The sequence below is a fragment of the bacterium genome (genome assembly GCA_037147175.1).
Lineage (GTDB): Bacteria > Cyanobacteriota > Vampirovibrionia > Gastranaerophilales > UBA9971 > UBA9971.
Window position 1 is genome coordinate 76,911 of record JBAWVS010000004.1, and the last position, 13,023, is coordinate 89,933.

Here is a 13,023-nt window from a genome sequence, read left to right on the forward strand (position 1 = left end):
ACGAGTTTGTTTTCAGGAAAACCGGCAAAGCCGGATTTTCCTGAAAAGCATCACTCCTAAAAGCTATAGTGCTTTCGCAAAAAATATTTCATTTCTTAATTACTTTTTCAGAGCACTATATATCAAAGACTTCTTTGAAAGCGAGAGGAATATATTTTAACAATTCTGAAGCTGTAAGAGAATATTCTGTGAGTTCTTTAGCGGCTATATCTCCTGCTAATCCATGAAGATAAACACCGACAATAGCTGCATTTTTCATACTCAGTCCTTGAGCCGCAAAACCTGCTATCATTCCGGCAAGTACATCACCGCTTCCTGCCGTAGCAAGAGCGGAATTTCCCGTCTGATTTATATAAACATTACCGCAAGGCTCTGCTATAACAGTCTTTGCACCTTTCAAAACCACAGTCGTATTAAATTTTTGAGCGGCATCTCTGGCGGCTTTCACTCTATCTTTCTGTATCTCTTCTGCGGAAATTTTCGTGAGTCTTGAAAGTTCTTTTACATGCGGAGTTATGACAGAATTTATCGGGAGAAATATATCTTGCTTTATCGAAAGACAATTTAGGGCATCTGCATCAATAACCAGATTTTCGCCTCTGTCTGTCAACTGTTGTATAAAATCCGAAACAAACTCAACAGTGGATTCTTCTGTGCCAAGTCCGGGTCCTGTCAAATAGACATCAGCATCTTTGCTTTTTTCAAGTGCTTTGTTTAGAGCTTTATGAGAAATAGCTTTATCTTCTGTTTCTTCAAGCGGAATACAGACTATTTCAGGAGCCATTGAAGAAATTACAGGGACAGCACTCTCGGGAGTTGCAAGAATTGAATACCCTGCTCCGACTTTTAAAGAAGCAACAGCACTCATGTAAGCTGCTCCTGTCATTCCTATGCTGCCTGCAACATTAAATACTTTGCCGAAAGTTCCTTTATGGCTGTTTTCAATTCGTACAGGCAACGAAATACGAATATAATGATCCGTTATTAAATACGTATTAAAAATTTTTCCTTCTGTTAAAGATTCAGGAATCCCTATCGGGACAACTGTGACTTCTCCTGCATATTCCGCACCCGGATAACTTATCAAGCCATGCTTGAGTGCATGAAAAGTTACAGTATAATCCGCCACTACCGCGGCTCCTAATATTTCTCCTGTATCTGCATTTATACCTGAAGGCACATCAACTGAAACTATGATTCCCTCTGTATATTCGTTAATTGAGTCTATTATGTCCTTAATATTGCCTTTCACAACAGAGCCTAAACCCGTTCCGAAAATTGCATCTATTATTATTGAAGATGCAGAAATCATTTGTCTTAATTTATCAAGGTCAATTTCATCCAGATAAATAATTTCTGTAAAATTTTCCAAAATATCGTGATTAATAAGTGCTGAATCAGATAAATTATCTTTTCTAAACAACGAAACTACTGTTGTTTGAATATTATTTTCGATTAAATGCCTTGCTGCGACAAAGCCATCCCCGCCATTATTGCCTTTTGCGCAAAGCACAAGTACGCTTGCTGATTCGTCCTGAGTTGTATTAATTATTTCAAGCACCTGTTCATATACTGCCCTGCCTGCATTTTCCATAAGCAAAATTCCTGGAATTTTAAGCTCTTCTATAGCTTTTTTGTCAATTTCCCTCATTTGAGTTCCTGATAATATTTTAAGCATAAATTACACTCCTGAATTTATTTATATAAATCACTAAACTCAGCGACCTACAAAAGATTTGTTAAGATTTATTACAAAATATCATTTCTTTAAAAGATAAACACAATTAAAGTAAAATATCTATAACATAAGATATAATATATATTATATATTATGGAAATTTAAACTAAATATAGTAATGACTTAAGTTGATTATTCATGTTATATTATATTGAGTCTTGGGGTGAAATACCAACATAAATATTTTATTAAAATCAAGTCAAGTAAATTTAAAAATGGATGAAGTTTTGCAAGGGTAAATTTTATAAGATAGGGCACTCAAGAGAGAAAATCCTTGCTGAAAGGTAATGAGGGGCTAAATTAAGAGATGTATTTAAACAAATGTACTAAATGCGGCGCAGAATTTGAGACAAAAAATCCAAAGAGAGTTATCTGTCCTAATTGTTTGTATCCTGACAGAAAAGATTTATCACTAAATTCTTATAACGATGTTTTAAAACAACCTGAAGATGTTTCGGAAAAACAGCCGGAAAAACCGTCTGAACAATCTACACAGGAAAAACCCGGCGGTTATTCAGCAGGTGGCGGCTACTCTGCAGGTGGAAATCAAAATTATAATTCCCCACAAAGAAGACCCTATCCGCAACAAGGCGGATTTGGTGCGCAGGGCGGATATAATTCACCGAGACCACAGCAGGGAGGCTACAATAATCAAGGCGGCGGATATAATTCACCAAGACCGCAACAAGGCGGATTTGGTTCACAGGGCGGATATAACTCACCGAGACCGCAGCAGGGCGGTTATAACAACCAAGGTGGCGGATATAATTCCCCGAGACCGCAACAAGGCGGATTTGGCTCACAAGGAGGATATAATTCCCAAAGACCTCCACAGCAGGGCGGATTTGCTCCACAGAGCGGCGGATTCAGAAGACCTCCGCAGCAAGGTGGATTTACTCCACAGAGCGGCGGATTCAGAAGACCTCCGCAGCAAGGCGGATTTGCTCCACAAGGCGGCGGATTCAGAAGACCTCCGCAGCAAGGCGGATTCAACAGAGGACCGGGTGGCTTTAACAGAGGCGGCCCTCGCAGGCCTATGGCTTCTCAAAAACCATTATTAATTAGCAGGGAACAGGTTGCAGAGATTGAAACACTTTATAAAGCAATGCTTCCGCTTCCTAATCCTGATTGTCACGAAGTAATCGGGCAGCAAATGCAACTTGAACCCAACAAAGTTTTCTTTGGCATAAACCTTATCAGACAAAAAATGTTTCTGCCGAAACTTCCTTATCCAAAAAGAAAACTCGCGGTTTCTCCCGATCAGTTGACTGCAATACAGAACTTATACACTCCTTTGTTGCCATTACCTCCTATAGGCTGCCATAAATTTATTTCAAAACAGCTGAAAATGGATGAATGGCGAGTTCATGTAGGTATAGGCATTATCAGGAAACAGATGGATCTTCCTCGCTGGAATCCGGATAGAGCCGACGCTCCTGAAGAATTCAAAAATCAGGTAAAGAAAACTGCTGAACCCGAACAGGAATAAAAGTTTTTCATGTGTAATGCAAAATTTTTAAATCTTTTGAATCCTGTTAGCTTCATAAGCTATGGATTTTTTCTTTATTCGATTTTTAATATATTTACCGGTGTAACTTATGTTAAAAAAAGTTATGAACTCTGGTATACACCTGTTTATTACGCAGAAGACCGTGTTCGCTTTACTATAAACGTGGCTCTTAATATGATTTTTGCTTTAATTTTATTTGACCTTGTTAATAATGTAGGGATAATTAATTTTTTTAAAAATTTAATAAATATTTCTTGAAAACAACTCTAAATAGGTGAAAACAATGTTTAAAAAACTAAAAGACGGCATAAATAAAATTAAATATACTGTATTCAAAGACAAAAGAATTGCCCTGATTAAACTGGAAGGAATTATTTTGGATTCGGGTTACTTATCCAGCTCCTCAAAAATAATAGAATCTCTGAAAAATGTTAAAACTCTGGGCATAAAAACAATTGTGCTTCGAATTAACAGCCCTGGTGGGACTGTCGGTGCCTCTCAGGAAATTTACACAGAAATAAAAAAACTTCAGAAAGACGGCACAAAAGTTGTTGTTTCTCTTGGCGATGTGGCAGCAAGCGGAGGCTTGTATGTTGCTGTTGCGGGAGACAAAATTGTAAGCAATCCGGGAACAGTTACAGGCTCAATAGGTGTAATTATAAAATCAAGCGTAATCAAGGATTTATATAAAAAAATAGGAATAGAACATCAAATAGTCAAGTCAGGTCCATATAAAGATATTCTTTCCCAGACAAGATTCTTTACTGAAGAAGAAAAAACAATTCTTCAAGAACTTATAGACGTTACTTATAACCAATTTGTAAAAACCATTTCTGAAAACAGAAACATAGACATAGAAGAAGTCAAAAAATTTGCTGACGGAAGAATATTTACGGGCGCTCAAGCTAAAGAGTACGGTATTGTTGACAGCATAGGTTCGCAATCCGATGCAATTGACCTTGCCGCAGAACTTGCAGAAATCAAAGGCGAGCCGGTAGTAGTTGAAATCACTTCCAAAAAGAGCCTTCTGCAAAAAATTTCAGGCGCAAACGTATCAGCAATCCTTGAAAAAGCCGGAATCAATTCCGTCCATTCCAGAATTCCTCTATGGATTATGCCTGAAAATTAATCGCTATATCCATAAGTTTCTATTTTCCAAAGGCAATAAGGTGTTTCTTTGTCTGTACCTTTTGAACTGCAAGTATTTGCGCTGCATCCGCCCCTGCATAAATCACCATATTTGCATTTACGACAATAGCCTTTTAAGTTTTCTCTGGAAAACCTTCTGTTATATGCAAATTTATTATAATCATTCCATATTTCTTTAAGGGGGAGATGTTTAATATTTCCTTCAGAATTTTGATTATGCGGACATCCTTTAACTTCACCGCTGCTGTTAATACAAACTATATTTATGCCGCATTGACAACCTTTCCAAGTTTTTATTTCCAGTTCAGATGACAATTTTGAGTAATAACCTATACAATCAGCTTCGACAATATTTATCTTTTTTGAGTACTTTTTTCTTAATTTCACTATTTGCTCGGCTAGAGAATAATATTCTTTTTCATTCAAGACTAAGTTTTCAGGCATCCGTCCTTGTAATTTTCCAAGCTGTATCTGATGAAGAGGAACTCCTGATTTGATTGACAAATTTACTATTTTTTCCAGTTCATCTAAATTTTTCTTTGTAACTGTCGTACTTACCGAAACGCTTAAATTATTTTTTACCGCTTTTTTTATATTAGAAGTAAGTTTGTCAAAAGCTCCCTGCTTTCCTCTTATATAATCATGTGTTTCAGGATTTGCACCATCAAGACTGAATGAAAGAGAGGATACCTCCAGATTTCTCAGAATATCAAAATCATCATCATCAAGAAGCGTTCCATTAGTCATAATATGCAATCCCATTCCTAATGAAATTATTTTTTGAGATAATATCACCCAATCGTTTCTTATAAAGGGTTCTCCCCCTGATAAAACTATATCTTTGCATCCTAAATCAGCCAGTTGTTCTATAAGAATTAATCCTTCATGAGTGCTAAACTCTTCAGGAAGGCTAAAATCACCTGATTCATTTATGCAATGCACACAATTTAAATTACATTTTGAAGTTATTTCCCAAACCGCCAACTCGAGTTTGTACATTACAATTCCTCTAATTAATGTTAAACTAATTATAACATTAATTAGTTTAAGGAAAGTTAAATGAGCTTTATAAAAACTGTCAAAAACACTATTCTTGCAGGAATTATGCTTATTAGTTCATTCGGTATAGTTGCAGCAAATACAAAAGAAGCTAATGATTTTAAGATAATGCCTACATCAGGATTGGTTCCTATTATGCAGCAAAAACCTGCTGCGCCTAAATTAAAACCTTTGGGCGGCAGTCCTCTCCCCCCTAAACAAAAAACAAATAAAGATGTTAAGAATTCAACCATATTTAAATTTTTTTCTACTAAGGAACCCCAAACTCCTACAAATTACCCTTATGCTGGAAAAATGCCTTTTAAAAAGAGCAACTCTAAATAATAGAAAAATAAAGAAGTTTATTCCAGTCTTTCTAGGGCTTTTCCTGCCTGTGCATCTTGAGGATTCAATTCAAGACATTTCGAATAGAATTTTTTTGCCAATGTTTTATGGTCCAAAACTTCAAGAGTAACTGCAATATTGAAACAAACATCAGAATTTGACGGATTTATTTCCATTGCCTTGTTAAAACAGTCAAGAGCTTTATAATAATTGACTTTTTTATAGTACAAATTACCCAGATTATAATAAGCATACATAAAATCAGGTTTTATTTCGGTTACTTTCAAAAAATATTTTTCGGCTAAACCTTTATTGTCATTTTTATAAAGACTTACAGCATAACTATAAATGTACTCATATTTGGCAGGTTCAGCTTCCGAAATTTCTTTATACAGACTGCAAGCTTCATCAGGTCTGTTTGTTTTTTCATAAAGTCCTGCAAGAATAAAAAGATGGGAATTATTTTTTTTAGATTTTGTTCTTAAAAAATTTAAAGTTTCTGCTGCATTAGAAAAATCATTTTTTGCGATTAGTACTTTAACTTTTTCAACTGTTTTCTCAAAATTAAATTCGATATTATCTTCATCAACACCCATCATTGAATACATAAAAGAATTTGTACTAATTTTGGGATTATTATTAACATTGATTATCTGCACATTTTGTCTTTGCTTTGAAAGATCGATATTATAAACACTGATAGAGGAATTAGATGAATTATTTGCATTTTCTTCAGCCTGTTTTTTTCTTATGGCTTTTAAAACATCAGGCTTGAATTTTTCATTATGAACAGAAAAAATATCTTTATATTCATAATTTCCTGTTAACAGGTTAAAATTTTCAAAAAATAAAGGATCCAGTTTTAATTTTTGCTTTTCATCAGGAATTACCAGAGAATCGCAAAATTCAGCAAAATTTTCTCTTGTAACTCTTACATTAAATTGCTCGCTTGAAATACTATTACTCGCAGAAACAGCAGAACAACATATAACCGTAGTGATAATATTTATTACACACACAAGGTTAAGAATTATTACCAATTTTTTTTGATAATGTTTCATTATGTAAACTAGCCCAACCATTTTCAATCCATGTTTATTTTAAACGATTTTTTGGAAAAATCTAGTGTATATTGCTATTTTCGACTTTTAGGAGTACTGCCTACCTGTCTATCCAAATATAGTTGCCAAATATAACTTATTAATAATTTAAAATAAACATTCGAAAAAGGTATTGCAATTTTTTACATCTTAAATATAATATATGTGTGGATTATAGGTTGATTTACGAAAGGAGATTATTCGTGAATAAAGAGGAATTAGTACAAGAGATAGCTAAAAAAGCAAAAGTTACCCAAAAAGAAGCTGCTGAAGTTTTATCAACTCTTATTGAAGTTGTTGAAAAAACAGTTTCAAAAGGTAAAAAAGTAACATTAGTAGGTTTCGGTACATTTGAAGCTCGCAAAAGAGCAGCTAGAACCGGTAGAAATCCTCAAACCGGCAAAGAAATCAAAATCCCTGCTAAAACAGTTCCTGCATTTACCGCTGGTAAAAAATTCAAAGAACTCGTTAACAAGTAGAAACTTGCTTAATAGTTTTAAAAAACCCTGCTTTTATTCAAAGCAGGGTTTTTTGTATATTTATAAAATGTTTTTTACAGACGATTAATGACTTGCGATAACAGTTTCATTCTTGCTGCCCAAAGTAATGCCCTCTGTAGCAAGATCGGCTTCCACCATTATTCTTACAAGTTCTTTAAAGCTTGTTTTTGGTGTCCAGTTTAATTTTTGTTTTGCTTTTGTCGGATCACCTATAAGCAACTCAACTTCTGCGGGTCTAAAGTATCTTGAATCGATTTCAACATACTTTTCCCAATCAAGATTAACTGTTTTAAAAGCCTGAGTGAGAAAATCTTTTACTGAATAAGTTTCTCCCGTTGCAACTACATAATCATCAGGTGTATCTTGCTGCAACATAAGCCACATTGCTTCCACATAATCTTTTGCATAACCCCAGTCGCGCTTTGCGTCAATATTTCCAAGATATAATTTGTCCTGTTTTCCTGCAACTATTTTTGCAAGAGCTTTTGTGATTTTTCTTGTTACAAAAGTTTCCCCTCTTCTCGGAGATTCATGGTTAAACAAAATACCGTTACAGTTAAACATATCGTAGCTTTCACGATAGTTTACAGTTATCCAATATGAATATAACTTTGCTACGGCATAAGGACTTCTCGGATAAAAAGGAGTAGTTTCTTTTTGAGGGATTTCCTGCACTTTTCCGTACAATTCACTTGAAGAGGCCTGATAAAATTTTGTATTAATTTTAGTATCTTTAATAGCATCAAGGAGTCTGAGAGTTCCAAGCCCGACAACATCGCCTGTATATTCCGGAGTATCAAAACTCACTCTTACGTGACTTTGCGCACCCAGATTATAAATTTCATCAGGTTCAACTTTTTCGAGAATACGGCAGATATTTGAGGAATCCGATAAATCACCGTAATGAAGGAAGAGTTTTGTATTTTCGATATGCGGGTCGTTGTAGAGATGGTCAATTCTTTCTGTGTTAAAAGAGCTCGATCTTCTGATTATTCCGTGAACTTCATATCCTTTTTCCAACAGGAGCTCTGTGAGATAAGAACCGTCTTGTCCTGTTATTCCTGTAATGAGTGCTTTTTTTGTCATTTTTTGCTCCTGAATGTTTATTTGATTCTGATTTACATAATTATAGATTAATTCAAAAAAGATATTCAAATTATTTTATAAGTTCTTGAATTTGTTTAAATTTTTCATGAGAAGCACATTTAATAAGCTCAAAAACTATCATTTCTACACATGCCGGCACCGCTCCGCTAGAAATCATCCTTTCAAAGCCAATTTCGCATTCGTATTCTTTTCTTGAACCCACAGCGTCTTTTACGAGAAAAATTTCATACCCTGCTGATAATAAATCGCTTACTGTTTGGTGCACGCATACATGAGATTCTATACCGCAAACTATGACCTGATTTTTGCCTGTTTCTTTAATTAAATCCTCAAAAGCACTGTTTGCACAACAGCTAAAACTTTTCTTTTCGTAATATTTTGCATTTTCTGACAAATTTTCTTTAATTTCAGGGATTGTTGCCCCGAGTCCCTGAGGGTACTGCTCTGAGACAATAACGGGAATTCCAAGAATTTTTGCAGCTTTTGTGAGTATTACAGCATTTTTTTGTATTTTTTCTTTGTCATGCTGCGCCTTTAAAAGTTTTTCCTGTATGTCAATTATTAACAAAATGCTATTTTCACTATTAAGTAGTTTATTTTTCATAATTTATTTCCTGAATTTTATTCTCTATTTTTTTGTATCAAAAAATTTTCAAAACCATTATAATATAAGTAGTGTTGTCATAAAAATTTAATTTTTGGAAAGGCATATAATGGATTACGAAACAATAATAAACCGTGTCCCAATGGTAATAGAAACTACCAGCAAAGGTGAAAGAGCTTTTGATATTTTCTCAAGGCTTTTAAGAGAGCGTATTATCTTTCTCGGTGATGAAATTGACGATGATTTGGCAAATGTTATCGTTGCACAGCTTCTTCTTCTGGATTCAGAAAATCCCGAAAAGGACATTATGCTTTATATAAATAGCCCCGGTGGTGTTATTACTTCAGGCATGGCCATTTACGATACAATGATGCACATCAGATGTGATGTAAGCACTATTTGCATAGGAGAAGCTTGCAGCATGGGCTCATTCTTGCTTAATGCAGGAGCCGCAGGCAAACGCCTTTCGCTTCCTCACTCCAGAATAATGATTCACCAACCATCAGGCGGTGCAAGAGGACAAGCGACCGATATTATGATTGAAGCGGCGGAAATTTCAAGAATAAAAAAAGAAATGAACGAGCTTATGGCTAAGCACAGCGGGCAGTCTCTGGAAAGAATAGAAAAGGACGTTGAAAGAGACTATTTCATGTCCGCAGAAGAAGCTAAAGATTACGGACTTATTGATAAAGTTCTTTATAAACCTGAAATTGTAAAAAATTAATCAATCTGTCAATTGCGAGGAAGTTCGAAGAGCAGGCAATCTATTTAACTCCGATTGCCAATTAATTTATTTTTACAAATTGTCATTCTGAGGGTTTTAACCCGAAGAATCTGTCCGGTAAGCATTTTTAGCTAAAATCATAAATTGGACAGATCCTTCGCTTTGCTCAGGATGACATTCTCAAAAATCAATATTTGCAATAATTTTAGCAAATTAGAGATTCGGGTTATTTAGGCTTTAAACAGATATTAAAAAACAATTATTTTTTAAACTCTTCCGCAAAGGCAGAAACAATATCTTCAAGCCATTTTCTGCCGATCAAAAAACTTTGCCAGTCGATTTTTTCATCAGAAGAATGAATATTTTCCAGATTCGCAAGCCCTGCTATCACTGGAATAAAAGCTTCTCCTGAAGCGTTTTTCTTTTCATTGGCAAAAACATGGGTTTCCGCTCCGGCATGAAAAGAACTTGGAATAACATTTAAGTTTTGTTTCTTTCCTGCTTTGACGGCTATTTCCGTTAATAATTCATCTTCACTTCTTACAAACGGCTTGAGATGCTCTTTTATCTCCATATCAATTTTAATTAATCCTGCGTATTTTTCATTTAGTCCCGCGACTGTATTCTTAATTTTTTCAAGCAGCTCCTGCTCATTTTCAGGCTCAGAACTTCTCACAGAATAAGCAATCTGCGCTTCTGTCGAAATTATATTCAGCGCAGAATTTTTATTTATGGAATCAAGAATATTTTTTGCATTAAATTTTTCAGAAACAGGTTTTTGAACTTTACCTGACTCGTAAGCTTCTTTTATGGCTTCTGCTATAAATGTATTGACAGCACCTCCTGAAATAACACCTGCGTTTATGGAAGTTATAGTTCCTTTTTGGTCATGTTTGAAGACCCCCTGCGGAATTTGCGAATCAAGTTCCGAAAGCACTTTAATAGCACTGATTCTGGTTGTGTCATGAATGTTGATGCCGGAATGTCCGCCTTTTGCTCCATGTACCTTGATATAGACATTTGTAAAACCTGCTCCTTCGCAATCTAATTCTCCCAATACTTCCCCGTCACAAATAATTGCATATTTTGAATTTAATTTTGAAGTATCAAGATTTTGCGCACCTGACATTCCCATTTCTTCATCACGCGTAAAAGTAATTTCTATAGGGCCATGAGGTGTTTTATTTTCATGCTTCACCAGAGCTATAGCAAGATCAAGTATTGCAGCGACACCTGCTTTATTATCAGCGCCAAGCGTGCGGGTTTTGTCTGTTTCTATAAATTTTTCGTCCGCAGAAAGCCTTATATTGATTTCCTCTGATCCTCCAACTACATCCATGTGCGCTGAAAGCAAAATCGAAGGAGTTTTTTCATAACCTTTTGAGGGCGGAATTTTTGTTATTATATTTTTAAAGCTGTCGTATTCAGCATTAATCGAATTTTCTTTAAAAATTTCCAATATTTTCTTTGAAAGACTTTCTTCTTTAAGTGAAGGCGACGGTATTTCGCAAAGCTCAACGAATAGCCCAATCAGATTGTGAACTTTTGTTAATTCCCTGAGTTCCATAATTTACCCCTTTTTCATGAAGTTTTTTATAAAGTTAATTTTATATTTGTTTTTTATTCTATAATACAGTAGGAAATATACATAATAAAATTTATGTTCAGTTCAAAAAGGAGTATTATAATGAGTGAATATGTTTTCAAATTTAAAAAAGGCGAAGTTGAAATCGAATTAAAATCAGATGATCCAAAATTTGTAGAAGAACAGCTTGATAAATGGAGAGACGTTCTTTTAAAAGATTAATCTTTTAATAAGAAGTCGAGAGCATTTAAAAGCCGGGGTTATTTAATTTTTATGCCATATTATAGTTTTTATGTAAAAAAAGGTAAATATCAAGTCGAAATGACTTCTGATGATATTTATTTCGCAAAGAGGCAGGTTGATAAACTCTTTGAAAAATTAGCTAAAAAGCAAGGAAAACTCAGAGTTGTCCTTCCGCCGATTGATCCTGAAAAATTAAAAAATGAACAAAAAGAATTTAAAAAAACAAGTGTAATTAAAGAACCAACCCCGGAACAAGAAAAACAAGCGATTAAAACTGAAAAAGCTGTTGAAATAACCAAAAAAACAGCTCAAGAAAAATCGGCAGAACTTATTTTTTCCGAAGAAGAAGAAGCGGTAATTGAAGAAGTAGACAAATTACTTCACGAAGAGATTCGCGAAAAAGAAGATGAAGCAGTAATTGAAGAAGTAGACAAATTGCTTCACGAGGAGATTCGCGAAAAAGAAGATGAAACAATTATTGAAGAAGTAGACAAATTACTTCACGAGGAGATTCGCGAAAAAGAAGATGAAACAATTATTGAAGAAGTAGACAAATTACTTCACGAAGAGATTCGTGAGAAAGAAGAGAAAGCAGTAATTGAAGAAGTAGACAAATTGCTTCACGAAGAACTTCGCGAAAAAGAAGATGAAACAATTATTGAAGACTCAGGTGAAAATCTTTTTGAAAATATTTTGGCAAAGAAAACACTTGAAATAAATAAAAATATAGAAGAGTTAAAAGCAAAAGAACAACAACCGGTAAAAAAGACAACTGTTGAAAAGAAAAAATTCAGCTTTAAAAATCTGACTAGAGACCCTCTTAAAGCTTCTAATCATACTGAAGCTTCTTCCAATCAAAAAACAGAAATTAAAACCTCTGTGAAGGAAGAAGATGATGAAGCAATCGCAAAAATTATTGAAGAAAAAATCAAAAAAAATCTTCCTAAGCCGGAAGACGAAACTGTTGTTGAAGACACAGCAATCGAGCAGGAATTTGAATTTATAGAACCGGCCGAACCTGATGTAATTTATACTGAATTATACGAAGATCATAATCTAATGACTCAAGATTTTGAGACAATGGAAGAGCTTATAGCTATTAAAAAGCCTCAAACAAAACTGGATTATTTATTATTAACAGCTTATTATCTTCAAACAAAAGAAGACCTGTTTAAATATTCTCTTAAGCAGCTTAATTCAAAGTCAATGCCCTTTTTAGGTTCTTTAATAGATCATTCTATAATTCACAATGCGGTTGCTCATGATTTTATTGAGATTGTTCCTGATTACAATGGAACAGCGGAAGTTACAGAATACAGATTAACTCGGGACCTTAAGAAATTTTATTGATTCTCCGATAAAAAAAGAAGAGAAAAATTA

13 protein-coding genes are annotated in these 13,023 nt (G+C 34.5%); 7 read left to right on the forward strand and 6 right to left on the reverse strand.

Features of this window, described 5'->3' with window-relative positions:
* Window positions 1-115: 115 nt before the first annotated feature.
* Window positions 116-1,678, reverse strand: a complete 1,563-nt coding sequence (locus WCG23_02045; GenBank protein MEI8388645.1) for an NAD(P)H-hydrate dehydratase — start codon at window positions 1,676-1,678, stop codon at window positions 116-118.
* Window positions 1,679-2,045: 367 nt separating this feature from the next.
* Between WCG23_02045 and WCG23_02050 the strand changes: the two genes are divergently transcribed.
* From WCG23_02050 to sppA, 3 genes are read left to right on the forward strand one after another with little or no spacing between them, the layout of a single operon-like run.
* A complete protein-coding gene (locus WCG23_02050; protein ID MEI8388646.1) occupies window positions 2,046-3,227 on the forward strand; it encodes a hypothetical protein in 1,182 nt (393 codons plus the stop codon).
* Window positions 3,228-3,236: 9 nt separating this feature from the next.
* A complete protein-coding gene (locus WCG23_02055) occupies window positions 3,237-3,506 on the forward strand; it encodes a hypothetical protein (protein MEI8388647.1) in 270 nt (89 codons plus the stop codon).
* A 25-nt stretch (window positions 3,507-3,531) separates the two neighbouring features.
* Entirely contained in the window at window positions 3,532-4,377 is an 846-nt protein-coding gene (sppA, locus tag WCG23_02060; protein ID MEI8388648.1) for a signal peptide peptidase SppA, read from the forward strand.
* Here the strand turns inward: sppA and WCG23_02065 are convergent.
* The gene (locus WCG23_02065; GenBank protein ID MEI8388649.1) at window positions 4,374-5,396 is read right to left on the reverse strand and encodes a radical SAM protein; all 1,023 of its coding nucleotides are present in this window, start codon (window positions 5,394-5,396) and stop codon (window positions 4,374-4,376) included. The two genes, sppA and WCG23_02065, sit on opposite strands and share 4 nt — an antisense overlap.
* A 60-nt stretch (window positions 5,397-5,456) precedes the next feature.
* On the opposite strand from WCG23_02065, the gene WCG23_02070 reads away from it, so the two are divergent.
* On the forward strand, window positions 5,457-5,780 hold the full coding sequence (locus WCG23_02070; protein MEI8388650.1) for a hypothetical protein: 324 nt from the start codon (window positions 5,457-5,459) through the stop codon (window positions 5,778-5,780).
* 17 nt (window positions 5,781-5,797) lie between these two features.
* Here WCG23_02070 and WCG23_02075 read toward each other — a convergent pair whose 3' ends face one another.
* Complete coding sequence (locus WCG23_02075; GenBank protein MEI8388651.1) at window positions 5,798-6,862, reverse strand: tetratricopeptide repeat protein; 1,065 nt, start codon at window positions 6,860-6,862, stop codon at window positions 5,798-5,800.
* 221 nt (window positions 6,863-7,083) lie between these two features.
* Here WCG23_02075 and WCG23_02080 point away from each other — a divergent pair, with 221 nt between their 5' ends.
* Window positions 7,084-7,359: an HU family DNA-binding protein gene (locus WCG23_02080; GenBank protein ID MEI8388652.1), complete on the forward strand. Its 276-nt coding sequence runs from the start codon at window positions 7,084-7,086 to the stop codon at window positions 7,357-7,359.
* An 84-nt stretch (window positions 7,360-7,443) separates the two neighbouring features.
* Here WCG23_02080 and gmd read toward each other — a convergent pair whose 3' ends face one another.
* Entirely contained in the window at window positions 7,444-8,466 is a 1,023-nt protein-coding gene (gene gmd / locus WCG23_02085) for a GDP-mannose 4,6-dehydratase (GenBank protein MEI8388653.1), read from the reverse strand.
* 70 nt (window positions 8,467-8,536) lie between these two features.
* On the reverse strand, window positions 8,537-9,091 hold the full coding sequence (locus WCG23_02090) for a hydrolase (protein MEI8388654.1): 555 nt from the start codon (window positions 9,089-9,091) through the stop codon (window positions 8,537-8,539).
* A 109-nt stretch (window positions 9,092-9,200) separates the two neighbouring features.
* Here WCG23_02090 and clpP point away from each other — a divergent pair, with 109 nt between their 5' ends.
* Window positions 9,201-9,815, forward strand: coding sequence for an ATP-dependent Clp endopeptidase proteolytic subunit ClpP (gene clpP / locus WCG23_02095; protein ID MEI8388655.1), 615 nt, complete (start codon window positions 9,201-9,203; stop codon window positions 9,813-9,815).
* 259 nt (window positions 9,816-10,074) lie between these two features.
* Here the strand turns inward: clpP and WCG23_02100 are convergent, their stop codons facing one another.
* Window positions 10,075-11,382, reverse strand: coding sequence for a M20/M25/M40 family metallo-hydrolase (locus WCG23_02100; GenBank protein ID MEI8388656.1), 1,308 nt, complete (start codon window positions 11,380-11,382; stop codon window positions 10,075-10,077).
* Between the two features lie 291 nt (window positions 11,383-11,673).
* Between WCG23_02100 and WCG23_02105 the strand changes: the two genes are divergently transcribed.
* A complete protein-coding gene (locus WCG23_02105; GenBank protein ID MEI8388657.1) occupies window positions 11,674-12,993 on the forward strand; it encodes a hypothetical protein in 1,320 nt (439 codons plus the stop codon).
* Window positions 12,994-13,023 lie beyond the last annotated feature (30 nt).

Excerpts from the sequence above, each read along its gene's own strand:
- WCG23_02045 (MEI8388645.1), bottom strand. The coding sequence starts at position 1,678 with ATGCTTAAAATATTATCAGGAACTCAAATGAGGGAAATTGACAAAAAA.
- WCG23_02050 (MEI8388646.1), top strand. The coding sequence starts at position 2,046 with ATGTATTTAAACAAATGTACTAAATGCGGCGCAGAATTTGAGACAAAA.
- WCG23_02055 (MEI8388647.1), top strand. The coding sequence starts at position 3,237 with ATGTGTAATGCAAAATTTTTAAATCTTTTGAATCCTGTTAGCTTCATA.
- sppA (MEI8388648.1), top strand. The coding sequence starts at position 3,532 with ATGTTTAAAAAACTAAAAGACGGCATAAATAAAATTAAATATACTGTA.
- WCG23_02065 (MEI8388649.1), bottom strand. The coding sequence starts at position 5,396 with ATGTACAAACTCGAGTTGGCGGTTTGGGAAATAACTTCAAAATGTAAT.
- WCG23_02070 (MEI8388650.1), top strand. The coding sequence starts at position 5,457 with ATGAGCTTTATAAAAACTGTCAAAAACACTATTCTTGCAGGAATTATG.
- WCG23_02075 (MEI8388651.1), bottom strand. The coding sequence starts at position 6,862 with ATGGTTGGGCTAGTTTACATAATGAAACATTATCAAAAAAAATTGGTA.
- gmd (MEI8388653.1), bottom strand. The coding sequence starts at position 8,466 with ATGACAAAAAAAGCACTCATTACAGGAATAACAGGACAAGACGGTTCT.
- WCG23_02090 (MEI8388654.1), bottom strand. The coding sequence starts at position 9,091 with ATGAAAAATAAACTACTTAATAGTGAAAATAGCATTTTGTTAATAATT.
- clpP (MEI8388655.1), top strand. The coding sequence starts at position 9,201 with ATGGATTACGAAACAATAATAAACCGTGTCCCAATGGTAATAGAAACT.
- WCG23_02100 (MEI8388656.1), bottom strand. The coding sequence starts at position 11,382 with ATGGAACTCAGGGAATTAACAAAAGTTCACAATCTGATTGGGCTATTC.
- WCG23_02105 (MEI8388657.1), top strand. The coding sequence starts at position 11,674 with ATGCCATATTATAGTTTTTATGTAAAAAAAGGTAAATATCAAGTCGAA.